Raw genomic sequence first — 26111 nt, 5'->3', positions numbered from 1 at the left:
GCATGACGAAGTACCTTTGGATTGCGGAGAAGAAGACGCTCGCCGAAGCGGTGGCCAAGGTTCTTCCGGGAACCTTGGCCGACCACGGCACGCACCTGGTGAAGGGCGAACACGCCTTCGTGGCTTTGTCCGGCCATGCTTTCGAGCAGGCCACGCCGGACCACTACCTCGGGAACGATGTGCCGACGGCGGCGAGTGGCCGCAAGGTATGGCGGGCGGTCGACCTCCCTGTGGTGCCCGATCGCTGGGTGATCTTTCCGATGGAGAAGAACGCTGCGCGGCTCGCCAAGCTGGCCGAACTGCTGCGGACGTGCGAGGTGGTCTACAACCTCGGCGACCCTGGTGCCGAAGGGCAGTTGCTGGTCGATGAAGCATTGCATTTCTACGGGAACACCAAGCCCGTGAAGCGCGTGCTGGTCAATGACTACAACGAGTCGAGGGTCAGGCAGGCAGTGGCCGGTGCTCGCGACAACAACGAGGCCAAGTTTCAGGGGTGGTATCGCTGGGCTCTGGCGCGCAGTCACTATGACTGGCTGGTGGGATTTAATGGCACGCGTGCGATGACCTTGCGCGGTCGGGAGCTGGGCTACGACGGCCTTCTCCCAGTGGGCAGCGTGCAGACGCCATTGCTCTACATCTGGGTGGAGCGCGACAAGCTCATCGAATCGTTCAAACCGATCCCGTATTTCACCCTCTCGGCGTCGGTTGCACACGCGAACGGCACCTTCCGGGCGAGCTGGAAGCCGGCCGAGGACCAGGCCGGCCTCGACGAAGAGGGCCGCCTGACGGATGCGGCCGTGGCGGGGGCGTTGACAGCCAGGCTGACAGGCAAGCCCGGGCAGATCACGGCATACGCGAAGACCAAGAAGCGCGAGCTCGCTCCGCTGCCCATGTCCTTGAACGAGCTGCAAATCGAGGGCTTCAAGCACTTCGGCTATTCCGGTGCCGAGGTGCTGAAGGCAGCACAGGAGCTGTACTCGACCTACCAGGTCACGACGTATCCACGCAGCGAGAACCGCTATCTGTCGCAGGCGGCGCATGCGGACGCACCGCGTGTCATGGCGGCTGTGTTCAAGGTCCGGCCTGACCTTGCAGGGCTGGCGGGCGTGCTGGACGCGTCACGGAAGTCGGCCGCTTTCGACGATGCGAAGATGGAAGGCCAAGACCACCACGGCGTGATCCCTGCGGTGCCGGAGGCTGCGGTCGACCCGAAGGGTTGGACCGAGGCCGAGCGCAACGTGTACGACCTTATCGTGCGCAGCTATCTGGCGCAGTTCGCTGCACCGTACGAGTTCATGCACACGGTCGTTGGATTGGATGTCGATGGCGAGAAATTCGCCGCGACAGGCAAGACGCCCGTGGCGGAAGGCTGGAAGGCCGTTTATGCGGAGGTGGTCGATGAGGACGCCGATGCGGCCGACACGAGAGCCGACGACAAGCAGACGCTGCCGACGATGGCGCAGGGGGACGCGGTGAAATGCACGAAGTGCGAGTCGACCAGCCGCAAGACGACGCCCCCACCGCGCTTCGACGAAGCGATGGCGCTTGCCGCCATGGCGAACATCTACAAGTTCGTGGATGACCCTGAAGCGAGGATGCGCCTCAAGCTCGGGACGGTGGAGGACAGCGCCGACGCCGGCGAAGGCGTCGGCGTTGGCATCGGTACGCCGGCAACGCGCAGCAGCATCACGGCAGATCTGCGGGCACGCAAGCTCGTCATCCCCGTGAAGGAGGGCAGCAAGAAGGAAATGACCTCGCCGGCCGCGCGCACGCTCATCGAAGCGTTGCCGATGTCGGTGAAGGAGCCAGCGCGGGCCGGCATCTTCAAGGCCACCCTCGACAAGGTTGCCTCGGGCGAGCTGAGCTACGAGGCCTTCATCGGCCAGACCGTGGAATGGGTCACCGACGTGGTGGCCCAGGCGCGGACCGCGACGATGAAGCTCCCGCTCGCGGCCGGCGTGACGCTGTGCCCGAAGTGCAAATCGGGCGTGCTGAGGCGCAAGGAAGGCGAGAAGGGCGCGTATTGGTACTGCGGCAACTGGAACCACGAGACGGACAAGTGTGATGCGCGGTTTCAGGACGCCGGCGGGAAACCGCTGACGACGGACATCCCATGCCCAACTTGCAAGGAGGGCCACCTTCGCCGCAAGGTCGGCGCCAACGGGGCGTACTGGTTCTGCTCGAACTGGAATCGCGAACCGAACAAGTGCGAAGCGAAATTTGAAGACAAGGCGGGGCGGCCGGACACGGCACCGAAGCCTGTCTACAGATGCCCGACGTGCAAGGAAGGTGCACTCCGCAGCATCAAGGGAAAGACCGGCCCGTTCTGGGGTTGCAGTCGCTACGAACAAGGGTGCAAGGCGACGTTCCCCGACAAGGCTGGCAAGCCCGACACGGCACCGAAGCCTGTCTACAAATGCACGAAGTGCAAGGTGGGCGAGCTGCGATCGATCCCCGGTCCGAAGGGGGCCTTCTGGGGTTGCACGCGGTTCAAAGAAGGGTGCAAAGCGACCTTCCCGGACAAGGCTGGAAAGCCTGATCTAGCGGCCAAACCACGAACGCCTGCTTAGCGCAGCACCCCCCATGAAAACTCAGATTTCGACCGCGGCTGCGGGGCCGCGAAGCTTTGCTGTTGCCGACGGAACGCTGGAAGCCCTGAAATGGAGCGCTTTGGTGCTCATGACGGGCGACCACGTGAACAAGTATTTGCTCGGGGACCGAGTGCATCTGCTGTTCATTTTGGGCCGCCTGGTGATGCCGATCTTCGCCTTCGTGCTTGCCTACAACCTGGCGCGGCCGGGGGTGCTCGAAGCCGGTGCCGCGCGCCGAACTGCCTTCCGGCTACTGGCTGTCGGCGTGCTCTCGACGCCGGCCTTTCTGGCGTTGAACACGCTGCTGGGTGGCTGGTGGCCACTGAACATCATGTTCATGTTGCTGGTGGCGGTCCTCGCGATCGCGCTGCTCCACAGGGGCGGTGCGATCGGCATCGCCGGCGCTGCGTTCGTGGTCGCGATCGGCGGCAGCTCGGTCGAGTTCTGGTGGCCAGCCGTCTTGCTTTGCGTGGGCTTCTGGCTCTATGCACGTCGACCTGGTGCAGGCGCCCTCGTACTCATCGTGGCGTCCTGCGCTGCCCTCTGGGTCATCAACCGCAACCACTGGGCGCTTGCTGCGCTCCCGCTGGTCCTGCTCGCCGACAAGGTGACGCTGCTCGTCCCTCGCATTCGGTGGGCCTTCTACGCCTTCTACCCGCTTCACCTCTCGGTGATCTGGCTTCTCAGTAGGTCTTTCCATGGGTGATGCCTGCACCTTCTGCACGTCACCAACCAATTCCGCGACAGCGTTTTCCGACGCCCTGCTTTCGCGGCTTCACGCAATGGGCGTCGGATCTTGTCTTCGGGTGCATCACGCATTCAACAGCAGCACCAACAACTTCAACTCAGGGATCAACAAATGAACTTCAAGCTCAGTCTCCTGGCGGCCACAGCGGCGATGGCCTGCAATCTCGCCAATGCTCAGGTTATCGAGGGGTCTACCACTCCAGGGCAGACGGCGATCGGATCGGGTGCGGTATCGCAGCTCAACGGTACTGCTGTAGGCGCACTGGCAAATGCGGGCCTGCAAGCAGTTGCTGTGGGCGGCAACGCCAATGCGAATGCTCAGGGCGCCGTCGCCGTGGGTGGATGCATCAACATCATCTGCATCGACCCCAATACCGGGCTCATCGTGAATACGCCACTGCCTGTAGGCCAGCAGTCGACAGCCGTGGGTGGCGGCTCGCGCACCTCGGGAAATCAATCGACGGCGCTGGGTGCGAATGCGAACGCCTCGAATAACAACTCGGTGGCGCTCGGCGCGGGGAGCCAGACGACACGCGACAACAGCGTGGAGGTTGGTGGCCGCCAGATCACCGGCGTGGCGGCTGGTTCTGCGGGCACTGATGCCGTGAACGTCGATCAACTGAATGGCGGGCTTGCCTCGACGCTCAACCAAGCCAATGCTTACACGGATGCGAAGTCCGGCCAGGCGGTGAACCAGGCCGTCAGTCAGTCGAATTCGTACACCGATTCGCGAGTGACGACCACACTGAATGATTCCAAGGCCTACACCGATTCCCGCGTGACTCAGGCCATCGATGACTCGAAGGCCTACACCGATGCGAAGGCCATCACCACGCTGAATCAAGCCAACTCGTATACCGATGCCCGCGCGACGCAGACCCTCAATGATTCGAAGGCCTACACGGACGAAAAAACAAAGTACTTCGCGTCCAACGGCATGGGCGGTACCGCCGCCGAGGCCTCGGGTTTTCGAGCGACAGCGATGGGCCCAAGTTCGGTTGCGTCTGGAAGCAATTCAGTCGCAGCCGGGCAAGACTCCCAGGCGACCGCAGACGGTGCCGCAGCCTTCGGCTCTAACGCGATCAGCTCGGCGGTCTACTCCACCGCTGTAGGCGCTGGCAGCAATGCCAGTGGAACTGCATCTACCGCCGTCGGCCATGGTGCTCAGTCCAAAGGGGACAGCAGCGTAGCTCTCGGGCAGTCCTCTATCGCCACCAACAACGGCGATGTCGCTCTCGGAGCGAACTCGGTGTCCGCCGCGGCCGTCGCCACCAAGGGCACAACGATCAACGGGAACGACTACGCCTTCGCAGGCACGGCGCCGCTCAGTACTGTCAGTGTCGGCGACGTGGGCAAGGAACGGACCGTCACGAATGTGGCAGCTGGCCGGATCTCCGGGACCAGCACAGATGCGGTGAACGGTAGCCAGCTCAACGCGACGAACACCGCGCTCAATGCGCTTGGCGTTAACGTGAACACCCTCGGTTCGTCGACGGCCGCCAACTTCGGCGGTGGATCGACCTACGACGCGAAGACCGGCACCGTCTCGGCACCGGGCTACACGATCAACGGCGTGACCTACAACAACGTCGGCAGTGCATTCGGCGCGATCGGCAGCACATTGGCAGCGACGAACCCGAGCAACCTGCCACCCGCTTCGGCCACAGGGTCGAACTCGGTTGCGATCGGCCCGGGCTCGGTGGCGAGCCGTGACAACAGCGTGTCTGTTGGCAGCGCTGGAGCAGAGCGGCAGATCACCAACGTCGCACCTGGTGTGGCACCGACTGACGCGACGAATCTGGGGCAAGTCACTGCCATGGTGGACAGAAGTTCGAATGCCGGCCAGGCGTACACGGACAACCGCATCAACGGGCTGGACGCCAAGCTGTCGAGGCGCATCGCGGGTGTTGGCGCCATCGCCATGGCGGCCTCTGCGCTGGTGCCGAATGCACGTGCTGATGGTGATTCGAGCGTCAGCGCCGCGGTGGGCACATACGGCGGCGAGAACGCGATCGCGGTCGGCGTGAATCACTACGTGAGCAACAACGTGCTGGTGAACGCACGGGTTTCCTGGACCAGCGGTGGCAGCGCGCGAGTCGGCGCGGCTGTCGGCGTGACTTGGGGGTTCAAGTGAGCGGCGGCGTGCGCCTCGGGCGCTTCCCCTTGTTCGTCATCCTTTCCGTCGTGGCCGCAGTGAACGTCGGATGCGGCGGCGGCGGCGGAGGTGGTGGTGGCGGTGCTGCAATGGGCATGCTGCCAGTCGCCAGCACATCGGTGCCGGCGACGGCTGCTGCGCCGGCGCAGGACAGCGGCGCATCGAGCTCGACCGCTTCGCCGGTCGACTGCTCGGTGACGCTGTATGGCGATTCAATCCTCTATGGCGGGACGAACATCACGGGGGCAGGACCTGGCCGGTTGCAGGAGCCGCCAGCGGTCGGACTGGTGAGGATACGCCCGCTGGTGACGGTCAGCGATCGCACGGAACCTGGGGACTATGCGACACGCCGGTTGCCCTTTTTCATGAACGACCGCATCACATCACGCTTCGTGGTCATCGAGCACGGCCTGAACGATGCGGGCAATGGCTTCGACTACGAGACGCCATTGCGGACCATGGTCCAACGGGTCAAGGCACTTCAAAAGACGGCGATCGTGACCGGCCTCTCCCACGTGCGTGAAGGCGTCGACCAGCGTGACGCCTACGACGCGATTGCAAGCCGGGTTGCGAAGGAAGAGGGTGTTGCCTTCGCGAACTGGGGATCTGTCCCATTCACTCGCGATAGCACGGATTTCGCTGATGACGTTCACCCGGCGCAGCCGTACTCCACGAGGCTGACAGAGCAGCTTGCACGAACCATTGACGGCCTCGCGCCAGAGTGCCGCTAGCGACCTGTACGGCGCCACCAGGTCAAGGCCGGCTTCCTTCGGGGAGTCGGCCTTTTTCGTCGACCATCGCCACGAACGGCGATGCTGCAGGTGGATTCTGCGCGGTGGTTCGCTGGTAGGGGAGAGGCCGCCAAGCGTAGAGACTCGCCAGAAACGGCGGTGCTCGAGCAGGGTGGCCACCATCGCCATTTCGGGCGGTGCTTGCCGGCGCATCGTCGGAAATGGCGTTGCAAGATCCTGAAGGCTTTATCCACGGGCTGGACCTGTGGGAAACCCACCGCAACCTCGCGGATTGCACGAGGTGGGTTTTCCATAGGCGCCGCAGTCAGCGGCGGGCGGTGGATAAGGCTGGCAGGGGGAAGGGGGCCGATCCCGCGTGATGCGGGGGCTAAGCAGGGAGAAACCAGCGCTCGAAGGCTTCGAGCACACGGGGGTCGACCTCGGCGAGCGGCACGCTCGTTCTGCGCTCGATCGTCATTGCTGCCCACAGGTCCGCCATCCGGTTTGCGTCAGGGTGCATCTTCAAATCGGTGCCCTCTGGCGGATGAGCGGCCATACAGCGGGATAGCGCCTGGTCCAGCTCGCCGAAAGTGAGCTGCTGCGGGTCGACAAGCACGGCGGACATAGCGCCGGCTCCCTCAGTGGAACAGAGGGTAGAGGATGACCCGGAACAGGCCGTAGGCCACGCAGCCCACCAGCGCCAGCCCAAGCGCGCCGAGGAAGGCCGCGCGGACCGTCCGGAAGAAGCCGCGGCCGACGGCCGTTGCGAACCGGAATGGCGCGGTCAGCACCGCGAGCACGAAGGCGAGCGCGTTCCTGGCCTTCACGAGAGAAGTCCCGAAGTCGGGGTCAAGATGCAGAGTGGCACGGTTCATTTTGTACTCTCCCTTTCGATGCCGGCTAGCAAATCGAAATGATCGCGTTCAGCCGGTCACAACAGTCCTGAAAATCGACAAGCGATGCCTGCCCCATGGGATGCGGCCTCGCAGTCCGAGCGCGCCAGTCAAAGGACTTGGGTTGATGCGCCAGGACGTACGAATCCGCTGTCCCTTTCTTCACCGTCAGCTTCACCGCGAACGGATTGCTTGCATTCATCGGCGAGTGCGTCATCGGCAAGCCAATGACGATGCTGGTCCTGTCATTGAAGGCCTTGGTGGACAACACCAGCATCGGATGTTCACCAGGCATTTCGTCGCCCATATGCGGGCTGTGGTCGATGTAGATCACGTCACGACGATCAGGCACCCACAACACTCCCGCCATCAAGCAACCTCGTGTGCGCTGGAGGCCCCCGCCTCGACGCCGATCGGCGCGAAGGCCATGGCCTCGCCACCATGCACTGCCGGATCGAACTTCTTGAGCATCTGCGACAGCGACAGCTTCGGCTCCCCGAGGCGACGCAGCAGGATGCCGTCTTCGACGACCTCGACCACGACCGGCTGGCCGAGTTTGAAATGCGCGGCCTTGGCCACGGGCGATGTGATGCGGACGGCGAGGCCATTGCCCCACTCCTGCACCTTCTGCTCGACAGCGACAAGAGCTGCTTTATTCGGCATGCTTGACTCCTAGAAAATGTTGAGACAAGTATAAACTTTTCCGCTCGATGTAGCAACGCGTAGATACGTTGGCATGGTAAAATCGCGTTCAAACTACCGTCATGGAGGACGTTATGGGCACGAAGGCAGAACGCCAGTACGCGATGACTCAGGCGCTTGCGAACACTCGCATCGAGGGGCACAAGCCAACCCCCGAATTTCTCGTGGACGCAGCGGCCGTGGTCGAAGGCAAGCTGACATACGACCAGGCGGTGAAGGCAAGTGCAGCGCGCGCAACGGGCCGCACGCACACACATGAAGACACGCCGCCGCTGGCGGCAGCTCGCCCGAAGGTAGCCACCGCTCGGGGGCGCTGATCGTGCGCGAGTTCGGCGACCCGTACAGCTATCCCGGCACCCGAGTTCTTCGCAATAAGCAGGACATCCGCGACGATGCAAAGCTGACCGAGTTCGAGTACGAAGCCACCGCACTGCGTGCTGCCGAGCTGCGAGAGAAACCGATCAGTGGCAAGCATGACCTGGCGCAGTTGCAAGCAACGCACAAGCACCTGTTCCAAGACGTGTACGAATGGGCAGGAGAGCTGCGAACGGTGAACATCGCCAAGGGCGGTTCGCAGTTTGCGCAGCCCGCATTCATCGAGAGCCAAGCGCGCTCACTCACGAAGGAGCTGGAGAAGGAAGGCAACCTCCGCGGGCTCGAAAAGCCGGAGTTCGTCGACCGGCTGGCCTACTACTACTCAGAGTACAACGCTCTGCACCCGTTCAGAGAGGGAAATGGGAGAGCCACCCGTGAATTCATCGGTCAGATCGCCCGCGACGCGGGATACGAGCTGGACCAGACACGGATCGACAACGCCAAGGGTCAGTGGAACGAAGCGGCAAGGCGCAGTTTCCACGGCGACCTCGAAGGCGTCAAACAGATCTTCTCCGACGCGATCCGGCCGGCGCGCGCAGTGGCCTTTGAGCATCTTCCGCAAGCCGAGGCGGTGGCGAAACACCCGGAGCTGAAGGGCACGTATGCGGGCCTTGAAGCAGTTCGGGATGCCTACGCGCAGCGTTTCCCTGGGGATGGCTCATTGCAGAGCAAGTATTTGACACAGGCGCAGGGCGCCGTGGCCAAGGCACTCGACGCCGGCAAGACCCCCGAGCCGAAAGCGGAACGTGCTTCCCCTGTGCAGCAGCCGCCAGAGCACAAGAATCCAGCAGAAGCAGGAAAGCAAAGACCGTCGACGCCAGAGCGGTGAATCCGTCGGCCTTCGTGTTGTTTCCGCTGCTTCCACGCCTCTCTCGCTCCTGCATTTGACGCATACTTCGCTTGTTGCGCGCATGTTATGCGCGACCGGGCGAAGGCCGCGACCCGATTTCTGCGGCTGGGGAAGTAGGGGGAAAGATGTTCGGATTCTTCAAGAGCGCAAAGCTCAAAAAGCTCGAAGTGCTTGCGACAACTCGGAATGACACCGGTGGGCTATTCAAGCGGATTGATGAGAACCGCGAATTGCTCGAAGTGCTGTTCCGCGAGGCGCCCAGCTTCATGCAGAGCCACCCATGGGTCGAAGGCTGGATCAAGGGCAATGATGCCTTTTTTGAAGGTGTGCGATGCACCTTGGGCCTCGAACTACACGAGCTGCACCCTTTCTTGTCAGACCGTGTACCGCGCGCCTGGCCCCAGCCGTTGCCGACTCAGCCACCTCGGTTGTCGGAGCGTGCACCAGCGCAGCCAAGCCCTGATTGGAAGGCGCATGCGTACCCCCTCCAGCAGGTCCTGATTAAGCTTCAGGGGACTCGGCGAAGCAACAAGACGGCCATCGTCAATCAGCTCGAAATCGTTCGCTCGCGGCTTCAGGTTGGCGAAGAAAAGGGAAGCGAACACGACGACGACTTCGGGTATTCATTCAAGTACGAACGTGCCGTCGACGGGCCATCATTTTTCGACGAGCCCTGCGGATATGAGAGCGATCTGTACCCAGCGGAGCCCAGGAGTTGAGAGATGGGCTATGCAATCAAGACCGATGACGGCATCGATCGATTGACGCTCATCACGATTCGCTACATGGGCCTGATTGGCGAAGTATTGGCACGAAACGATGGCATCGGCTTCACGCTTGGCAGACAAACCCAGTGGTTCGATCGGATCGAACACATTGCCCAAGATGCCCTCGAAGTTGGCGATATTGCCTTTCGCGCGAGCTCATTGATGGACGAGATCTATGTGATGAAGTGGGTTCTGGAGGGCTTTACCAATGCCTCCACACCAGGCGCGCGACCGTCACTGGAGAACCTGGAATCTCTCTACTTTGGCTGCGCACAGCTCGGCGGGGAACCACGAATGCAACCACCCGCATTTAACCCTCGTTAGAGGTGACGATGCTGCAGGATTTTGAGATACAGGGTGCCGGCCGCAGCCCGACTTTGCGGCTTCAGAAGGGAGCAACTTACGTGACTAGTGCGAGCATCATGCCAAGCGCGGCATCGAATTTCTGGCTAGAAGAGTCGCAGCGACTCATTGACGCGGTCGGCGCAGACTTTTTGCATGCGGCCACATTTGATGAGGTCGTGGAAAAAACTGGGCCAGCGTTTTCGTACGCTGATCGGAATCAGATGCGCAGCGTCTGGGCTGTAGCGACCCAGAGGCTCGGCATGGCGGACACAATCCAATCCAATTCCACATCGACACTCTTGCTCGGAGGCGGTGCCGCGAGTGAACCTACTGAAAGCCTCAATGCCACCGTGGATGTGCTACTTGCGAAGAACTCCGAGCTGCAACGTGAGCTTGCGCGAGAGCGAGCGTTAGCAGCCAACGCCAGGCAGCACATCGTGGCCGAGCAGATTGAAGTTCTTACCCGGCTTTTGCGGCGATGGAACTGCCACGTTGTGCACCTGGGGGCGGCCGACGACATCGAGGCCGTTAGAGCAGGAATCATGGATTCGCTGCGTAGTCAGGGCGGAGCCCAGCTCGCGGAGCGAGTAGCACCCTTGCATACGGCGGTGCGATACGCACTCGATAACAGCGCGAGCTTGAAAGGGCGTCGTCTCGAAATGAACGCACTCGGCCAGATCGTCGAGCAGCCCCAATGACTGACGCCACCACCGCCGTCGCAGGAGAGTACCTGTGGTCCATCCGGTACGCACTCCTTGCAGTGGCCGCCTTCTGCCTGTTGAAGGCCTTCCTCGCTGCGCACGCCGCCTTCTTTCTCTGGGAGCAGAAGAAGAAAGGCTTTCGCTTCGATCCCGAGATTGAAGAAGGCATGAAGGACGTGAAGCGACGTAGCTCTTCGTGGTACTCGTGGATCGCGGCCGGATGGCTGCTATGCGCTGGCCTGTTGGTCTACGTTGCTTTCGTAGCCATCATGTGATATCGCAACTGAGTTGCAATACAAGAGTAATTATGTTTAATAACTAGTTCAGGGAAGCAAAATGACAGACGAATCTCTTGACCCAAGCACTGTTGCCACGTCGACCGCACGCAGCAGATCCACATCCGCCTCGGTGTTGGAAGCCTCCTGGCCAGGCTATGGCGCGGTACTGTTCGCCACCATCGCTGCGCTTCTCGTTTCGGCCGCGTTCGTCAGTCTTCGCGGGTGGACGTGGCTCGATGTGTTGATCTGTGTGGCCACGGCTGCGCTGAGCAGCATTGCCGTCGCGTCGTACCTCCAACGCAAGGACGCCGGCTACACGGCCCGGATCGACGCCGAGAGTGCTCAGGCTTGGCGCGTGGAAATGAATGGCGTGGAAATCGGGCGCATGAGCGATCGGGAATTCGCGACGATGCAGCAGCTCGTGCACCGGAGAAGCTGGAATGCGATTGCCCAGCTCCTGAACGTCATCTGGACGGTGATTTCATCTGCGACTGCCGTTCTTCGAGTTCTGCTAGTCGCGATACCGCTGGCCGCATTCTGGAGCTGGCTGGTCATTCAGGTCTTTGTCAATCCTGATGCGACAAGCCAATTTCTTCGCTACTTAGGGAATGGCGGTGCTCAACAGATACCCGAGATTGCCGGACGCTTTGCGTCGCTGGCGATCGCCCTGATTGCATTTGGCTACGGCCTCTACGTCGTATCGACAGGGCCACTTGCATCATTGCCTGGGTATCGGAATCACTACACCGAAGACCTGCACCGCAGGCTGCGCCAGCACTTTAAGACGGCGGCGGCCGGCAACATTGTCGTGCTCCCAAATGGCTACGTTGTGGCTCCAGCAGCAACGCAACAACCGACTCCCCCAATGGCCGGTGACACGGCGGAAGTGTCTGAGGATCTTGCTGCAAGTGTGCACAACATTACGAATGCGCATATGTGGCAAGCGATGCTCCAAGCCTTCCAGTACACAGCATTCCAGCATGGCTTTGAGCTGGTACATGGCGGGATTGCGGCGCAGATCCCTTTCGCCGTGAAGTCCGAAATCGGGAACGCAGTCATTGTCGCGAGGTGGCGGCATCTGGGACCAACAGAGTTGGCGGAGAAGGTTCATGAACGACTGCAAACCGGAATGCTTGATGGCGCGGACATCGCTTTTGCAGAACACGTGATCGCTGCGCTCGACAAGCTCGGCATCAGTATCTGCCGGGTGACATCGAGCCACGTCGACCAGGCCGGCGACCTGAATACCCGCCTCCAGGCGCTGTACAGCGACACAGACCCCGCGACACTACTGAATCCCGCGAACCCTGTAGTGAAGCTGCCTGCTCTCGGCGGCGACCAGGCCGGGCGCGATGGAGAGCATTCATGACTGTTAACGATGCAAGAGCGGTGCCGAAATCCAAGCTCGTTTTCACGGAACTCCAACACCCAGCCAATGGGCAGGCGGTTCATTTTTGGACTTTCGCCATGGTGGATCGAGATCCAGATTCATTTGGCGTTCGTGGTCGCTACGAGAACGACCTATTCCGATCGCAAAACGACTCTCTGCACTGGGCACCAGAAGTGGTCTTTGTGTGGCGCGCCGTCGATACGCAAGCAGAAAGCAAGGCGATCATCGCCGTAAAAGCCGCAGTGCTGGCGTTGTCGCAGGCAGCTGAGCTATGTGAACGAGCTGGGGTCGATGTCCCGGTGCAGGTGCACATAGAGAACGCGTTGCACGAGGCGCAGCGCGGCTTGACCAGAGGAACTGACCAAGCCTTCGGGGATTTTCAGGGGAACAACAACCGCGCCCAATCATGACCCATGCCCCCGCAGCCGCGAACAATTGGGTGACTTGGCTGGTTACAGAAGATCGAGAGGCTTTAGGCAAAGCTTTGGGTGAATTATTGACCAACGACAAAACTGGAGTCTGCGTGCACGAATTAACTTCTGACGTGACCCGCAAACTTGGTGGCCAGACTGACGACCCGAACAAGGAAAGGATGACGATGCAACGCCCTGGAATACTGACTGAGCAGGACCACAACAACTTCGATGCGTTGATCGGCCACGTGCTCGACGACTACCGCGCCGGCACATTGGCTAAGGCGGATGTGATCGGCGGCTTGGCCGAGTTGTTCGCTGCGATCGATATCGGAAATGAAGGAGAGGCGCGCGCCTGGTTGACGGAAGGCCGCAAGCGCCTCCAGAAACGCTCCTAGAAGCCACGATTCCCTGCCGGAGCACCCTCCCCTCCTCCCTCCCCCGCTTCGGCAGTTTTACGACCTCCTTCGGGAGGTCTTTTTTTTGGGAGCATTAGCGCTCAGTGTCCTTCGCTGGCCTGCCAGGCTTGCCGCGGATCGGCTCGTTTCGACGCTCTTCCGCCAGCCGCTCCACAAGGCCGACGGCTAGCTTTCGATCCTCGACATCTGGCGACGAGGCAAGGGCTTTCGTGATCTTCTTGTATCGGTTGGCGACCTTGGCTTCAGTGCGCTTGGCCTTTGCAATACGCTCCGGGCTCGCACCGCCCTTCCCTACCCTGTCCAAGGTGGCACCTCGTTCGCGCATCTGCCGCACTGGTTGCTTTTCACCTCTGTCGCGCTTAAGGCGCTGCTGCCGATTTGTTGCAGCCGCTTCCACCCCGTGCTCGCGCAAGGCTTCTGCGAAGCCTTCCCGCCAGCGCTGCAAGTCCGCCTTACGTGGATTGAGGCGTGTGCCGTCCGCAGCCTGAGCCTTCACGGCCAGGTGAACATGGGGGTTCTTAGACGGCTTCGGATCTGGGTCGGTGGCAAAGGTGTGCAGCGCCATCACGTATTGATGGCCGTCGAATTCTTGGGCGGCGAAGTCGCGCGCTGCGCGCTTAACCGCCAGTTCGTCGGTGCCCGCTGGCATCGACAAAACGATGTTGAACGCCTCACGGACATCGCTTTCATCCGCAATACGACTGCCACCGTCTTGCCATTCCTTGCGCAGCTCGCGCAGATCTTCTATCCCCGTGAGCACGTCGCCCTCTTCGTTCTCGAGTTCGATCTTTCCATTCCGGGAGATGTAATCAAGATGCGACTTGATGTGGCGCATACCCTTCCCTCCCCCGGAAATCTTGACCATGACTTCGGGCGGCTTCTTCGCGATCGAGCCCAGCTTGCTGCGGATGGCCTTGGCATCGAGCTTCTGAACCGCGCCACCGCTCTTTCCCTTCTTTTTCGGCTTCGGCACCAGCGGCACGCCGGTAAGCCCCTTCTTCGGGCCTTTGGCCTTGATCGGAGTTTGATTGAAGAGCTTCGTGCCCCAGTCGACCAGCATGCCGTCGACGTATGTCTTCGTGCTCACTCTATTCTCCAGCGCTTCGAGTTGGCGGCCATGGCCTTGGAAACCTGGGTCGTGTGTTCCGCGATGAGCGCCCTCGCCTCTTCTATGACGTGGACTTTGTAGGCGGCTCGGGTTTCGGGCGCGGCATTTAGAGCCTTAGCAATCTGATTCAGATTCCGCCCCATAGCCAGGAGCAGCAGATTCGATTGCGTCAGTGCCTCGATGTCGGTCTGGCCGAGCTGAGGCGTGGTGGTCAGCCTGGCGCGGATCGTCGCCACGATCCAGCGGGCAGGCGAGAAGCCATCGGTTAATGCCTGCTTTTCAATAGCCTCCCACTCGGATGGGGTCAGGCTGATTTTCTTCTTGACGGTGGGCTTTTCAGGTTCGTCAACGACGACCGCATGGGGGGTGAGCTGTTCGCCCTGCCCTGTCAGCTTCGCCACGATTTGGCGAAAGGCATCGCTTGGAGTCGTGCTCCGGGCACGGCACCAATCGTCCCATGGCTTCCGTAGGTGCAGCAGGTCGACCACGATCTGAGTCGGCCGTTTTCGAGCCTCAACCATCCCAACAATCCCCCTAAAACACGACGCGCAAGCGTAACGCAATGCCAATGGCATTGCAAACGGCACCTAGTGCCTATCCTGCAATAGTCTCCCTCACTCCCTTTTCTTGTGAATATCAAGCGTTTTCGGCGCCCCTCCCCCGCCGAGGTCGGTTGTGGATTGCACAATCCATAACCGGGCGAGGCGCAAGGGGAGAAGCGTCACGCCCTGCGTGACGCGGCCCCAAAGCCAGCCGTCAAGGCAGGCTTCGCCTGACTTGCGCGCCCTGCGCGCCTGTTGATTTTTCGATCGCGGCTAGCGATCGTTCATCGTCAATCTTGGCGATGCTGCAGCTTGAACTTGAACCCTGCCCTGTGGATGCCGATCAGGCTCGTTCCGGTGAACGTGACCTGTTGCAGCAGCAACCCCCGACGGTCGATCAACAGCGCGAAGGCAATCATGGCAACGTTGGCGGCCAGGAACACAAACCAGCCGTACCGGGAAATTCTGAGATTAAGGGCGAGCAGCAAAGCGCCCGCAATCCCCAACAGTGACCCGGCCCACTCGCAGATGTCAGCGGGATTCATGAGCATTACCGCTTGCGGGTGCCGCCACTGCCAGGCGTTTTCGCGGCGCCCTCGGTGCTTGGCTGCGCACCGCCAAGGGCTTGCAGCAGCTCGGTGCGATTGGCTTCCATCGCTTCAAGACGGCCGCGGAGCGTAGCAGCTTCGCGTGTCGCCTCGGCGGCTCTTGCGTTGGCGGCATCGACCGCCGTTTGCGCCAACTCGGCGCTGGCAGCAATCGCATCGAGGCGGCCTCGGAGGTTTGCTGCTTCCTGGGCCAGTTCGCCGGCTTTGCCGTTGGCGGCTTCGAGCCCGGCTTGAGCCTTAGCAGCGAGTGCACGATCGGAGGCCGAATTGGCCCTTGCGGTTGCCAGGTCGGCGCTCACGCCCTCCAGCTTAGCGACGGATTCGACGTGCCTTCGGCGCTCGGTTTCCAGCTCTGCCACGGCGACCTTGACTGCATCCTGGGCAGCGGAGAGGGCGCTGTTGAGACGAGTGATTTCGGCGTCTGAGCGCTGGCGGGCCTCATGCGCATGGTCCAACTCGACCCGGAGGTCATCGGCCCGGCGTTCGATTTCTACAGCTCGGGCTTCTGCCGTGGCGGCACGCTCGGTCATCGCTGTGAGCGATTGAGTCAACTCGGCCAAGCGCGCCGCTGATGCGGTTGCTTGCGCTTCGAGGGTGAGCACCGAGCCACGCACCGTCTCCAGCTCGACGGCCTGGCCGTCGAAGGCGGCCGAGAGTTCAGCACGTACCGCGTCCGCTTCAGCTCGCTCCAGATCCCATGCTGCCTGTGCCGCGTGGAGTGCCTGGTTGGCAATGTCCTGGGCCTCGGCCCATGTCTGGGCGAGGGCGGTTTCGTGCGCAAGGCGCAGGCGATCGGGCACCGCGATCGGAGCGGTGGACGGCGTGGCTGTCTGCTGCCGGCGCCAATCCTTCATGACGATCGAGGCGTCATTCATGTTGACCTTGGCCAGGCGGCGCACGTCGTCGACGCGAGGGAAGTCAACCCGACCACCTTGCTCGTACAACGCATTGGCCGCCGCGATGACTCGCTCACGGATTTCGGGATTCAGTTCCATGTCCGGGCTCCTTGGTAATAAGAATAATAATAGCATTCTTATTATTATTTGTCTAGTGATTTCTGGATTGCACAATCCATAAACTCCGGCACAATGTGGATTGCACAATCCAAAAAAAAAGGGGGAGCGATGCAACCCACGCACGAAGCGTACTCAGAGCTGGAAACTGCCTATGACCATTTCAATGAAGCGCTTTTCGACGGCCAGTTGCCGAAGTGCCTTCTGACCTTTCAGCGCGATAAACGGTCTTACGGGTATTTCGCTTGCGAGCGATTCGTCAACAGCTCAGGGGAGAAGACGGACGAGATAGCCATGAACCCGGCCATGTTCGCGGTGATCCCTGTGTCTGAAATCATGCAGACGCTGGTGCACGAAATGGCTCATCAATGGCAGTTCCACTTCGGCAAGCCAGGCCGACGCAGCTATCACAACAAAGAGTGGGGCGCGAAGATGGAGGCGATCGGGCTCATGCCGTCAAACACGGGAGAGCCTGGCGGGAAGAAGGTCGGCGAGCAGATGATGGACTACATCATCGAAGGGGGGCAGTTCGAGGCGGCTTGCAATGAGCTGCTGTCGAGGCTCGCGATCACATGGCGCGATCGGCTGCCGGTCCAGAAACTGGTTGACCAGGTGATGGCGGGAGCGGTAGAGGGGGTGGAAGCTGCGGACCTGATCGCCATGGGCGTCGAGCTGGAGGCGCCGACGTCGAAGTCGAATCGCCGGAAGTACTCGTGCAGCAAGTGCGGCGTGAACGCGTGGGGCAAGCCGAATCTGAACCTGATCTGCGGTGACTGTCAGGAACGCTTGGAGGATGTCGGAACCTGAGAGGGGAGGGCGTTGTCGTAGACCTCCACCCAGTCGACGAGAGATTTCAGTCGCGCCTGGCGCTCTGCACTCAGGCCGGCCAGAGCCTTTTGCACCTGGTCGTAGAACTCATCACGGGGCACGTCGAAGGTGTGCCCCTCCGAGCGGAGCAAGCCGGCCGCTAGGCGCAGGCGGTGCTTGGCTCGCTCGGGGAGGGCTTTGGTGCTCACACCTTGGAGTCCGTCAACAAGGTCAGAACGACATCGCTGATGTTGACCTCTTCTTCGAGGTTGCTGTCTTCGTACCTGATGAAAACGAGCCCGGCCGAAGAAGGGCGCTTCTTCAGGACAACCATCACCTCCTTGTCGCCGAACTTGGCGAGCAGCAGCGGCTTCTTGAGCTTGTCTGGATCGCTTGGACCAGGCGGATCGTTTTCGAGGTCCGGGTTGTGCGCTGGAATGTGCTGCACGTCCGGTCCGCCCGTGCCGGGATCGTCGGGGGCATCGTGGCTGGAGTCACCGTCACCGCTGGAGCCTTCGGAATCGCCCTTGATATTATCAAGAGGGTCTTTCAAGGCGCCGCTTTCGGGGGGCGTGGTGGTGGTCGCGGGCTTCGAGGGCGCGACCTCTTCCGAGAGTGCCGCCAGGAAGGCACGGTCAATTTCCTCTGCCGCTGCCGTCCGGTTTTCCACCAGCTCGGGGTTCTGCGTATGCAGGTTGCGCAGGGTGTACAGGTATTGCGCTGTACGGCACTTGCGGCTGTGATACAGCTCCAGCAGGAAGGGCGGCGCATCCGTCAGTGCAAGCAGGTGCGTAACGGCGCTCGGGTCGATCTTCAACTTACTGGCGATCGTCTTCTTTTTATCACCGGCCTTCAGGCGCTTCGCAATGAAGTTCGCCAGTTCCAGCGGCTGCAATCCCTTGCGACGTTCGTTCTCGCTGACCTGGGCGTAGTCGTCGAGTTGGCGAGGATCTTCCGTAACCACATAGGGCAGTTCGGTGAGCCCGAGCCGGGTGCCGGCGCGAAAGCGGCGGGCACCGAAGCGAATCAACAGTTTGCCGTCGGCCCGCTCGATGACAACCAGCGGCTGAAGAATTCCATGCTCTTTCACGTCTTCGCAGAATTCCTCGAATTCAACGTCGTCGAATTCGGTTCGTGGCTGATCCGCGTCTTCCACGAAGAGGCCGATCGGCGCGCGAGGCGCGGTCTTCACCTGCTTTGCAGGCGCTGCTTTGGGCGAAGCGACGATAGGCGCTTCGTCGAGTGCGGACAGGTCAATTGCCATTTCTTTAAACCTCAAGAGCCATGCGTTTTGCGATCGCCTCGAAAGACGGCTTGATTTCGCGCCAAGCGTCACGAGCGGACGTTTTCTTCATGTCAGCCAGGTACGCGCCTTCGGCCTGCGCCTCGGCAATGGCCGTCCGGGTCGGGATGAACGCGAAGCGCTTCTTTTCGGGATCGATCACGATGAGCAACTGCGAGAAGTGCTCCACCAATTGCTTGAAGTTGCCTTTTTGAAACGGCGTAGGCTCGACCAGGTTGGGCAAGATGCCGATCAAGTCGAGCTGCGTGTTGATCGCCGCCTTGATCTTCCGGTAGCCATAGCGCTTGTGATTGAGCAGGCCGCCGATGCCATCGATGGCTTCCTGATTCAGCTCGATAGGCGACAGCAGAAACTGCCCAGTGATCAGAGCCGCGGCATAGCGAATATCAGGGTTCGGATTCGTGTCGATGATGCAAGCATCGAACTGCCCGTCGACCTTCTCAAGAAAAGCTTTCAACGCGTTCACGTAGTTGTTGTGTTCGCCCGGCTGACGTTCCAAGCCGCTCAGAACGTCATCACCCGGCACCAGCACGAAAGGCGCGTCAGGCAACGCATCGAGCTGGCCAGCGAGCAACGCGCTGGACGTGAGCTCGGCCGAAGTGACCTTGCTATTTTTGGCCAACGCTTTCGACGAGTTCATTTGATGATCGAGATCGATGAACAGAACGCGCTGGCCTTGCTGCGCCAGGTAGTACGCGTACTGGCAACCGATGGCGCTTTTACCGACGCCGCCCTTTTGATTCGCCAGAACCAGTGTTTTCATTCAATACCCCTAAAAAATTGCTGAGTTCGCTGTCCGTGAAATTCACTTCGTTGGCTCGAAGGAATTCACTGACCTGCGCTTGTGAGTAACCGTGATTGACGAGCTGCTTGATGTCGCTCGCGAACGGCTCCAGAACAGAAACACCTTCCGGCGCCACGGCCGCCATGAATTCGGAAGTGGGCAGCTTCACTGCCTTTGCCTTCTCCATCTTGGCCAGGAATCGGCGCCTCAAGGTGTTCACGTTTTGTGGCTTCATCCCGTAATCTGTCGCCACGTCTTTGAGCCGCTTTTGATCGACCAGCAAGGCCCGCACTGCTTCCAGTGAACGAGCCTCCCAGCGACGACAATGCAGCAGCTTCACCCTGTCGAACTCGGTGGCGGTCACTGCATCGCCTGTCATCAATCAGCCTCGCTGCTGCTGCGAAAGCTTCTGGCGCTTCGTCTCGCCAGGTGCACCGAACTCGAAGTCGTCGACGATGAAGCTGTACCCGTACTCCGTCTCGCCCTGGACCTCGCGGTCATTGTTGACCAGGCGGTACTCGACGACGAGTTGATCGCCGACATAGGCAAACTCCGAAATCGTCTTGGCCCGTGCGCCGAAGATCGTGAACGGAATCGCAACCTTGCGCTCTTCGCGAGCATCACCCGTCGCCTCGTCCTTGCCGGCGTACTCGTTGCGGATCAACGTGAAGAAGCAAACCGGCGTACGACCACCATCACGATAGACCGGAGCCTTAGCAATGCGGCCGACAAAACTACCTTTGTTCATGATGAATTCCCTGTGCTTGATTGATGAAGTGTCAGAGGATCTGACGGGGAAATTATAACACGATAACACAAAAATAACACAACAAATAACACGATATTGGGAGACAAATGCGCTCGATGAGCGTATACTTACAGGCATGGATGCAGCCTTTGTGTCCACCGCGCCTCGGGACTCAGGGGCTGGAGATTGAAGATGTCACTTCGCCTTGAATGGGAGCGGGATGTCACCGATGCCGTGGCCGAGCTGTGCGAGTGCGATAACAGCGACGCACAGGCCATCGTCGAAGGGCAGGGCGCGATCCTCGAATCGTGCTGGCTGCTGCGCAATACTGCCGTCGACACGGCCGCTCAGATTGCCGAAGGGAGTGCCGTATGACCGCACAGCACCAGGCGGAAGCGCTCGCGCTTGCACGCCGCGTAGGTTCGGCCGACGCAGCATTCGATACAGCGCATAAGTACGGCCTATCTGCGGCCGATGCGCGCGTCATCAGAGACGCCATCCAGGCCACCCTCGAAAACGAGGCCAGAGAACAATTCAGGGCTCGCGTCCGTCATGGTGGCATGCGCCATGTCGGCAACTCGGGAAGGGTGTGATGCCCAACCACCCAAACCGAGGCCCGAAAGGGCCTTCGTCAAATCCAACGCCGGCCGACATTTGCACGGCGCGCGAAGCAACCGGCCTGACACAAACACAGGCTGCAACGCTCATTCACAGCTCGCTGCGAACCTGGCAACAGTGGGAAGCTGGCGACCGGCGTATGCACGCGGGGTTGTGGGAGCTTTTCCGCATCAAGGCCGGCCTCGTCAACCTCGCTAAGTAGCGCCCGACCAAGCGCAGCATCGCCGCCTCTGGCGATGCGGTACCTGTCTCAATGCCCCTTCCTGCAAAGCGGGTCTTCCACGGCGAAGACCCGCAGGGCGGGGCGGCAAGTCAACACAGGCCGTTTAAGGCCCTCGGGCTCCAGGACGTGGGTAGCCCTGTTCTTTTCCAGAAAACGCCTCCAGCGGCCTTTGCGCCCCCATGGCGGCCCTTATTCCCCCGGACCTGGGAACCCCCTTCTCTGAAGAACAACCTGCGGCCGTGGCAAGGCACAGAGGATCTTCGAGGGCATGCAGGTGCGTAGCCCGACAGTCCGGGGGACTGTCGGGTGAGGCGGTAGGAGCCGGCCCGGTAGGGCTTCGATCCGCTTAAGCGGATCGAACTCCGTATCCCGCCGAACACATGCCCTCGCGCGCGGTCCTCGCATGCCCTGGACGGTTTTTTGTCTGTGGCTGAGGCGAAGCCTACAGCCGGCTGTTGGGGGCCAGGGCAACCCCGCAAGGCGGGGTCATTTAATGGGGCGAAGCCCCTTCGTGGCTGTTGCATGCAAGTCAGCTCCGAAGGAGCTGCGCAGCAGGCCATTTCATGGCCCGAAGGGCCACGCGAATTCTTTCCCCCCGCGGCCGAACTCGTCGGCGAACTTATCCACCGGGCGCGGCCCTCAATTACCGGTAAAAGTAAAGGAAAAGAATATGGGAACCTTAAAGGCAACCTTACAGGTTTAGGGGAGGGCCAATACCGCGCGGGCTAAGGGGCCCGATTCCGCGAGGGTTGGGGAGGCCGATACCGCGTGGCAATGGGGGCCGATCCTGCGAGGGTTGGGGGGTCCGATACCGCGTGGATAACTTCACTGTCCACAGGCTGGGCGGGGGGGTCCGATACCGCGTGCGCTCCGTCTGAGGTCTGGTGCGGGGATGCATGCCTTCGCATTCATTACGCGACGGCCTGGATAGGCTGGCCATGCACCAGCAGCACCGCGATAGGGGGGGCCGATTCCGCGCACGCATAACATGAAATTCACGCATTTCACGCTCATGAAGCGCAAAAAGTGCGATATTTTCATGGTGGTGGCCACAAAAAAGCCCCGCACGAGGCGGGGCATGAAGCGGCGTGAGCCGCAGGGAGAATTGATCCGCTACGGCCGTCAGGGCTTGTAGGGGATTGGCGGGGGCGAGGCCATGAGCAGAAGGCCGCCAGTGACCTGTTTGACTTTGGCAAAGGGGTACACAGCCTGCACGTCGCGCAACGCGCGCAAGAACTTCTTCTTGAAGTCCTTGTCGGCATTGAGCCCTTGATACTCCTGGCCGAACTGCTCTCGAAGGTTGGCCCAATACAGCATCACCGGGCGGCCCGTAATGCGGTGCAGCCGATCCGCGAGGAAGGTGTAGATGTCCATCGAAAGGGCAGAGCCCTTGAGCGTCGCGAAGGCGCGAACGTCGATCGGGACGGCGTGCTTCTTCAGCGTCGTGTAGTAATCGTCCGAGAACGTCACGACACCGGGCCACAAGGGCCGCTGTTCGTCTGTCGCCTGTAGCCAAGCCTCGAATTGCTTGATGGGCTTGCCCTCGTACGTGTAGGCCTTGCCATCAGCATTGAAACCCAGCGTCATGCGGCAGGCGGATAGCGCCTGTACCTGCTTGCGGAACATCGTGAATGTGCCTTTCTTCCCGCCGCTGGTGTCCTTGCCAAGCATGCGAAGGAACTGGCTGGCGCTGTCGCCGACGGGGATCTGCGGAGTGCTTTCACGCACGGCATAGGTGTTCATCCACGCGAGCATGAGGCGCGGCAGCGTCCCGTAGGGGATCGGCTGCTGCACGAACTTCTCTCCGTCCCAGAGCTTGCCGGCGCCGATGCTCAGTGCGGCGCCGCCGCACTTGCGCTCGAATTCCGTACCCTCGACCTTCGATCGGGGCAAGCCGACCTGGCACATGATCGCGTGCATGAACTGCATTTCCTCGCCACGGGGCGGGGCGGCAGCGATCGCGGCGCCGGTCTTGATGATCCGCTCATCGAGCAGGCGCACCGGTTTGGGCGTTGCGGGGAGCAACGCCGGCAAGACCTCCGGCGCTGCGATCTGTTCGGCAAACAGATCGCCTTCCAGTGCCTTGGCCTTGGCCACGGCGCGTTTTTTGGCCGCAGGCACGGCGGGCGTCAGGCCGCGGGCCTCGGCCGTCTTTCGTGCCGTCTTGCTTGCACTCAAAGGCTCGATGCCGCCCGCGATCAGTTGATCGCGGAATGCGATTTCGTCGAAAGAGGATTTGTCCATTGCCATTGCATCAGCTCCTGTCGCGTTGCAAAACTGACTCGGCCGCAAGGCGGCCAAATTCGTCGGCGTACTGCTTGGTCAGGGCAGGCACGCCGAAGAAGATATTGAAGTTCTCGGCATTCGATTTCGCCGGGTCGACCTTCCGGCCGCCCATGGCGGCCTTCGTGAAGTTCGCGCTGCCGAAGGCGGTGCGGTCGTCGTCGACCACAATGAACTTGTGATGCATGACCGCGTGGCGGTCATTCATCCAGACTGGCACGCCGGCATTGAGCAGGTAAGTGGCGCCGCTGTATTGGGCGTCACGGAACTGCGAGGAATCGAGGACCACGCGCACGTCGATACCACGTCCCTTCGCTTCGCGAAGCGCCTTGCCGACCTCGGCATGCGTGAAGTAGTACCCGGCAACCCAAACGCGACGCTTCGCGCTGCGGATCAGGTCCGCGACGGGGGGACCGATTTCGTCCTGGGGAGCGAAGTAGACATCGACCGTCGCGCCGGTGAGTGGAACGCGCTGCGCAGCGGGCGCATGGGCTGAGGCGAAGGCCACGGCGAGAGCCAGGCCGATTGAAGTAAGATGCTTCCGCGTCATGAATGAGAGTCCCGTAAGTATCGATTTTGTGACGACGCCCCGGCTTTACCCCCCGGGGCGTTTTTCTTTGTACGGCGCCTCGGCGCGATGGTACACGCGAACCCTGCCAAAACGGATGTTTTGGCAGGGTCGCGCAGAGCGTGCTAGCGGCTTTTTTCCGCCTTGCAGGAATCGCAATCGCAAGGCGCGATGCTGCGGAGCTGGGCCAGCATCGCCTTCACAGTCGGTTCGATCAGCGTATGGCAAGCGTCATCGCTCATGGACCAGCCGGGCCGCAGCAGCACGTCGTAAGCGAAACCGCCGTCTCTGTCTGTCGAATAGCCATAGCCGGCATCGACTTCGACGACCTGGTGCGCGTGTGCGTCGCACCAGCTGCGCAATGTCGCAGGCACGTCGCCGATGTAGCGCACCGTGAGCGGTGTCGCGTTTTGCTTTTGTTCCATACGTTCTCTCCTGTAGTGACGGTGAAAAATGCTGCTCATGAGAACAGCCCCAGTTGCTCGGCGCGCTGAGCGACGATTTCACGGGTTGCATTGGCCATTGCATCGGCTGTCGCCGATGCCCCGGCGTGGTGTGGCTCTGGTTCTTCGTCGGCTGACGGGTCCGTGGCGGCCAGCTCAGGCTCGATGTGCACCGGGGCCGGCTCGGCTGCGCTAAGCAGCTCGACAGCCTGGCGCAGCGCTTCAGCGCGGCGCAGGCGGCAGTCCCACCCGCCGAGAACGTGCATCGGCGTGACCCAGTGCCCGTACTCCTTCAACGTCAAAGCGTTGCCGTGGATCACGATCGCGGGCACCCCGAGTAACGACAGTTGAAGGTAGGCCATATGCACGGCTGTCGCGTCGATATCGATCGCGATTGCGTGCATGTGCCGCGTGTGGTCGAGCTGCTGCGCGGTGAGCGCTTCAGCACACGCGATCAGCATCCCGGCAGAGCCGCATGCGGGCTCGTTAAAGGTGATGAATCCCTTCCGTTCGACCTCGCTTGTCGCATCGCCAATGGTCAACGCGGCCATGAGCGAAGAGACAGAGTAGGGCGTGAAGAACTGGCCCTTGAAGTTGTCACCCAGCTCCAGCGACATGAACAAGTCACCGAGGCAGTCGGAGAACCCGCAAGCGAGCCAGTCGGCCAACAGTCCGAACATGATCGGGAAGCGCTCGACTTCCTCACGTTCGTAGCGTCCGACGATTTCGAGATACCGCGCCTCGCGCTTGTCGTACTGGAGCTTGTCGACCTTGTTGCTCACGGCCAGTGCTCCCAGCTCTACGAAGTCGCTGAAGACCGTCGACAAACGATGTCTCCGTGCGTTGTCGCGCAGAAGCGATGTCAATTCCTTTTTGTGGGCACCCGGCCCGATAAGATTCGCCTTAGCCATGTTCGCGTTTCCTCCCTGCGCGCGTGTGGTTAGAGGCCCAGCCGCTGTTAGCGCAGCGGCCGGGCTTCGCTTTGTGGGCTCAGTCTTCCGAGGGTTGAAGAATCGTGATGACGGGCTCGCCGTCATCGCCTCCGCTGCAAACCATCTTCAGGTCGACGAGTTGGGGCGTGAGGCCCTGGCCGTCGCGGGCCACTCGGCGAAGCTGGTACGTCAGAAGACCTGTGTTCTTGTTTTGGCGTGCCGCGAACATCGCGATGCACAGGACATCCCAAAGCCGGCCGGCCTCATCCTGCGCCGCGCCCGTGCGGTGCGTATCCGTCGGGGACCACTCGACGCAATCCGCCCATACCGCACGCGTGAGCGCCACGGGAATCTTGAAACCGGCTTCCTTGGCAGTAGTGGACACGTCCACCAGGTCGCCCATTTCCAGCAGATCTGCGCGAGTGACGGTGTGGATCGGTTCGCCGAAAAATTCGATGAGGCTCGCCATTGCTGGCGGTGCTGCAGGTTTGTCAGCAGACACGGCGCCGGCGTTCTCGCTCGCCTTCGCTGCTGCCCACCGGTCAATCATTTCTTCGGCCGACTGGATCGAAGACCGCGCATGATCGATGTCATGGGCGAATCGTGCGGCAACGTGCGGGAGCATCGCTTCCACCGTGTCGATATGCCTTTGCAAACGGCTGCGAACGTCCTGCTTCAACCACTCCGAACGCGTCGAACCATGCAGATCGGTACGGCTCCAGTTCAAGGTGCTGACAGCCCCGCGAAACTCCGCAATCTTGAATTTCACAATGC

At 61.2% G+C, this 26111-nt stretch carries 34 protein-coding genes; 16 read left to right on the top strand and 18 right to left on the bottom strand.

Annotated elements, in window-relative coordinates; genetic code table 11:
- Positions 1-2 precede the first annotated feature (2 nt).
- The 4 genes from EJP67_RS33030 (at position 3) to EJP67_RS33015 (ending at position 6224) form a co-directional block, all read left to right on the top strand.
- Positions 3-2570 (top strand): DNA topoisomerase, encoded by a 2568-nt coding sequence (locus EJP67_RS33030; protein ID WP_126025934.1) that lies wholly within the window; start codon positions 3-5, stop codon positions 2568-2570.
- Positions 2571-2583: 13 nt separating this feature from the next.
- Complete coding sequence (locus EJP67_RS33025; RefSeq protein ID WP_126025933.1) at positions 2584-3297, top strand: TraX family protein; 714 nt, start codon at positions 2584-2586, stop codon at positions 3295-3297.
- A 153-nt stretch (positions 3298-3450) separates the two neighbouring features.
- Positions 3451-5472 carry a YadA family autotransporter adhesin gene (locus EJP67_RS33020; RefSeq protein WP_126025932.1) on the top strand — a complete coding sequence of 674 codons (2022 nt, stop codon included), beginning with the start codon at positions 3451-3453 and terminating at the stop codon, positions 5470-5472.
- Positions 5473-5501: 29 nt separating this feature from the next.
- A complete protein-coding gene (locus EJP67_RS33015) occupies positions 5502-6224 on the top strand; it encodes an SGNH/GDSL hydrolase family protein (RefSeq protein WP_126025931.1) in 723 nt (240 codons plus the stop codon).
- A 388-nt stretch (positions 6225-6612) separates the two neighbouring features.
- On the opposite strand, the gene EJP67_RS33010 is transcribed toward EJP67_RS33015, so the two are convergent.
- The 4 genes from EJP67_RS33010 to EJP67_RS32995 are packed head-to-tail and all read right to left on the bottom strand — an operon-like array spanning position 6613 to position 7780.
- On the bottom strand, positions 6613-6849 hold the full coding sequence (locus tag EJP67_RS33010) for a DUF3717 domain-containing protein (protein WP_126025930.1): 237 nt from the start codon (positions 6847-6849) through the stop codon (positions 6613-6615).
- A gap of 13 nt (positions 6850-6862) precedes the next feature.
- Entirely contained in the window at positions 6863-7099 is a 237-nt protein-coding gene (locus EJP67_RS33005; protein ID WP_126025929.1) for a hypothetical protein, read from the bottom strand.
- Positions 7100-7124: 25 nt separating this feature from the next.
- Positions 7125-7451: a type II toxin-antitoxin system PemK/MazF family toxin gene (locus EJP67_RS33000; RefSeq protein ID WP_338067740.1), complete on the bottom strand. Its 327-nt coding sequence runs from the start codon at positions 7449-7451 to the stop codon at positions 7125-7127.
- Positions 7452-7486: 35 nt separating this feature from the next.
- Positions 7487-7780 (bottom strand): AbrB/MazE/SpoVT family DNA-binding domain-containing protein, encoded by a 294-nt coding sequence (locus EJP67_RS32995; protein WP_126025927.1) that lies wholly within the window; start codon positions 7778-7780, stop codon positions 7487-7489.
- A 113-nt stretch (positions 7781-7893) separates the two neighbouring features.
- Between EJP67_RS32995 and EJP67_RS32990 the strand changes: the two genes are divergently transcribed.
- The 9 genes from EJP67_RS32990 (at position 7894) to EJP67_RS32950 (ending at position 13336) form a co-directional block, all read left to right on the top strand.
- Positions 7894-8136 (top strand): antitoxin VbhA family protein, encoded by a 243-nt coding sequence (locus EJP67_RS32990; RefSeq protein ID WP_126025926.1) that lies wholly within the window; start codon positions 7894-7896, stop codon positions 8134-8136.
- Between the two features lie 2 nt (positions 8137-8138).
- Positions 8139-9023 carry a putative adenosine monophosphate-protein transferase Fic gene (locus tag EJP67_RS32985; protein WP_165909775.1) on the top strand — a complete coding sequence of 295 codons (885 nt, stop codon included), beginning with the start codon at positions 8139-8141 and terminating at the stop codon, positions 9021-9023.
- Positions 9024-9169: 146 nt separating this feature from the next.
- Positions 9170-9763, top strand: a complete 594-nt coding sequence (locus EJP67_RS33855) for a hypothetical protein (protein ID WP_206169594.1) — start codon at positions 9170-9172, stop codon at positions 9761-9763.
- Between the two features lie 3 nt (positions 9764-9766).
- Positions 9767-10135, top strand: a complete 369-nt coding sequence (locus tag EJP67_RS32975; protein ID WP_126025924.1) for a hypothetical protein — start codon at positions 9767-9769, stop codon at positions 10133-10135.
- Between the two features lie 2 nt (positions 10136-10137).
- Positions 10138-10854 (top strand): hypothetical protein, encoded by a 717-nt coding sequence (locus tag EJP67_RS32970; protein WP_126025923.1) that lies wholly within the window; start codon positions 10138-10140, stop codon positions 10852-10854.
- The gene (locus EJP67_RS32965; protein WP_126025922.1) at positions 10851-11132 is read left to right on the top strand and encodes a hypothetical protein; all 282 of its coding nucleotides are present in this window, start codon (positions 10851-10853) and stop codon (positions 11130-11132) included. The genes EJP67_RS32970 and EJP67_RS32965 overlap by 4 nt, the downstream gene beginning before the upstream one ends.
- A 61-nt stretch (positions 11133-11193) precedes the next feature.
- The gene (locus EJP67_RS32960; RefSeq protein ID WP_126025921.1) at positions 11194-12504 is read left to right on the top strand and encodes a hypothetical protein; all 1311 of its coding nucleotides are present in this window, start codon (positions 11194-11196) and stop codon (positions 12502-12504) included.
- Positions 12501-12935, top strand: a complete 435-nt coding sequence (locus tag EJP67_RS32955) for a hypothetical protein (protein WP_126025920.1) — start codon at positions 12501-12503, stop codon at positions 12933-12935. Before EJP67_RS32960 ends, EJP67_RS32955 begins: the two co-directional genes overlap by 4 nt.
- Positions 12932-13336, top strand: a complete 405-nt coding sequence (locus EJP67_RS32950; protein WP_126025919.1) for a hypothetical protein — start codon at positions 12932-12934, stop codon at positions 13334-13336. The genes EJP67_RS32955 and EJP67_RS32950 overlap by 4 nt, the downstream gene beginning before the upstream one ends.
- Before the next feature lie 94 nt (positions 13337-13430).
- On the opposite strand, the gene EJP67_RS32945 is transcribed toward EJP67_RS32950, so the two are convergent.
- The 4 genes from EJP67_RS32945 to EJP67_RS32930 form a co-directional block, all read right to left on the bottom strand.
- The gene (locus EJP67_RS32945; protein ID WP_240650857.1) at positions 13431-14444 is read right to left on the bottom strand and encodes a relaxase/mobilization nuclease domain-containing protein; all 1014 of its coding nucleotides are present in this window, start codon (positions 14442-14444) and stop codon (positions 13431-13433) included.
- Positions 14441-14866 carry a plasmid mobilization relaxosome protein MobC gene (locus EJP67_RS32940; RefSeq protein WP_165909774.1) on the bottom strand — a complete coding sequence of 142 codons (426 nt, stop codon included), beginning with the start codon at positions 14864-14866 and terminating at the stop codon, positions 14441-14443. The genes EJP67_RS32945 and EJP67_RS32940 overlap by 4 nt, the downstream gene beginning before the upstream one ends.
- 431 nt (positions 14867-15297) lie before the next feature.
- Positions 15298-15552 carry a hypothetical protein gene (locus EJP67_RS32935; protein ID WP_126025916.1) on the bottom strand — a complete coding sequence of 85 codons (255 nt, stop codon included), beginning with the start codon at positions 15550-15552 and terminating at the stop codon, positions 15298-15300.
- A 5-nt stretch (positions 15553-15557) separates the two neighbouring features.
- Positions 15558-16610 carry a DNA-binding protein gene (locus tag EJP67_RS32930; protein WP_165909773.1) on the bottom strand — a complete coding sequence of 351 codons (1053 nt, stop codon included), beginning with the start codon at positions 16608-16610 and terminating at the stop codon, positions 15558-15560.
- A gap of 129 nt (positions 16611-16739) precedes the next feature.
- On the opposite strand from EJP67_RS32930, the gene EJP67_RS32925 reads away from it, so the two are divergent.
- Entirely contained in the window at positions 16740-17435 is a 696-nt protein-coding gene (locus tag EJP67_RS32925; protein WP_126025914.1) for a SprT-like domain-containing protein, read from the top strand.
- Here the strand turns inward: EJP67_RS32925 and EJP67_RS32920 are convergent.
- From EJP67_RS32920 to EJP67_RS32900, 5 genes are read right to left on the bottom strand one after another with little or no spacing between them, the layout of a single operon-like run.
- A complete protein-coding gene (locus EJP67_RS32920) occupies positions 17405-17644 on the bottom strand; it encodes a hypothetical protein (RefSeq protein ID WP_126025913.1) in 240 nt (79 codons plus the stop codon). The genes EJP67_RS32925 and EJP67_RS32920 overlap by 31 nt on opposite strands.
- The gene (locus EJP67_RS32915; protein WP_126025912.1) at positions 17641-18699 is read right to left on the bottom strand and encodes a ParB/RepB/Spo0J family partition protein; all 1059 of its coding nucleotides are present in this window, start codon (positions 18697-18699) and stop codon (positions 17641-17643) included. The genes EJP67_RS32920 and EJP67_RS32915 overlap by 4 nt, the downstream gene beginning before the upstream one ends.
- Positions 18700-18703: 4 nt before the next feature.
- Positions 18704-19501 (bottom strand): ParA family protein, encoded by a 798-nt coding sequence (locus EJP67_RS32910; protein WP_126025911.1) that lies wholly within the window; start codon positions 19499-19501, stop codon positions 18704-18706.
- Positions 19458-19901, bottom strand: a complete 444-nt coding sequence (locus EJP67_RS32905) for a hypothetical protein (protein ID WP_126025910.1) — start codon at positions 19899-19901, stop codon at positions 19458-19460. Before EJP67_RS32905 ends, EJP67_RS32910 begins: the two co-directional genes overlap by 44 nt.
- A 3-nt stretch (positions 19902-19904) precedes the next feature.
- Positions 19905-20270, bottom strand: coding sequence for a single-stranded DNA-binding protein (locus EJP67_RS32900; RefSeq protein WP_126025909.1), 366 nt, complete (start codon positions 20268-20270; stop codon positions 19905-19907).
- 192 nt (positions 20271-20462) lie between these two features.
- On the opposite strand from EJP67_RS32900, the gene EJP67_RS32895 reads away from it, so the two are divergent.
- Positions 20463-20645, top strand: a complete 183-nt coding sequence (locus EJP67_RS32895; RefSeq protein WP_126025908.1) for a hypothetical protein — start codon at positions 20463-20465, stop codon at positions 20643-20645.
- Positions 20642-20863: a hypothetical protein gene (locus tag EJP67_RS32890; RefSeq protein WP_126025907.1), complete on the top strand. Its 222-nt coding sequence runs from the start codon at positions 20642-20644 to the stop codon at positions 20861-20863. Before EJP67_RS32895 ends, EJP67_RS32890 begins: the two co-directional genes overlap by 4 nt.
- Positions 20864-22233: 1370 nt before the next feature.
- Here the strand turns inward: EJP67_RS32890 and EJP67_RS32880 are convergent.
- From EJP67_RS32880 to EJP67_RS34080, 5 genes are all read right to left on the bottom strand, one after another.
- On the bottom strand, positions 22234-23361 hold the full coding sequence (locus EJP67_RS32880; RefSeq protein WP_206169593.1) for a replication protein RepA: 1128 nt from the start codon (positions 23359-23361) through the stop codon (positions 22234-22236).
- A gap of 4 nt (positions 23362-23365) precedes the next feature.
- Positions 23366-23944, bottom strand: a complete 579-nt coding sequence (locus tag EJP67_RS32875) for a phospholipase D family nuclease (RefSeq protein ID WP_126025905.1) — start codon at positions 23942-23944, stop codon at positions 23366-23368.
- Positions 23945-24087: 143 nt separating this feature from the next.
- Positions 24088-24387, bottom strand: a complete 300-nt coding sequence (locus EJP67_RS32870) for a hypothetical protein (RefSeq protein ID WP_126025904.1) — start codon at positions 24385-24387, stop codon at positions 24088-24090.
- A 35-nt stretch (positions 24388-24422) separates the two neighbouring features.
- Positions 24423-25316, bottom strand: a complete 894-nt coding sequence (locus EJP67_RS32865; RefSeq protein ID WP_165909772.1) for an N-6 DNA methylase — start codon at positions 25314-25316, stop codon at positions 24423-24425.
- Positions 25317-25395: 79 nt separating this feature from the next.
- The coding region (locus tag EJP67_RS34080) for a DUF6573 family protein (protein WP_240650856.1) at positions 25396-26111 on the bottom strand (716 nt) is incomplete at its 5' end.

Origin of the sequence: Variovorax guangxiensis, from assembly GCF_003952165.1 — a bacterium.
GTDB classification, from domain to species: Bacteria; Pseudomonadota; Gammaproteobacteria; order Burkholderiales; family Burkholderiaceae_C; genus Variovorax; species Variovorax guangxiensis.
The sequence above is the reverse complement of the archived record's forward strand: the minus strand, read 5'-3'. Positions and strand labels throughout refer to the sequence as shown.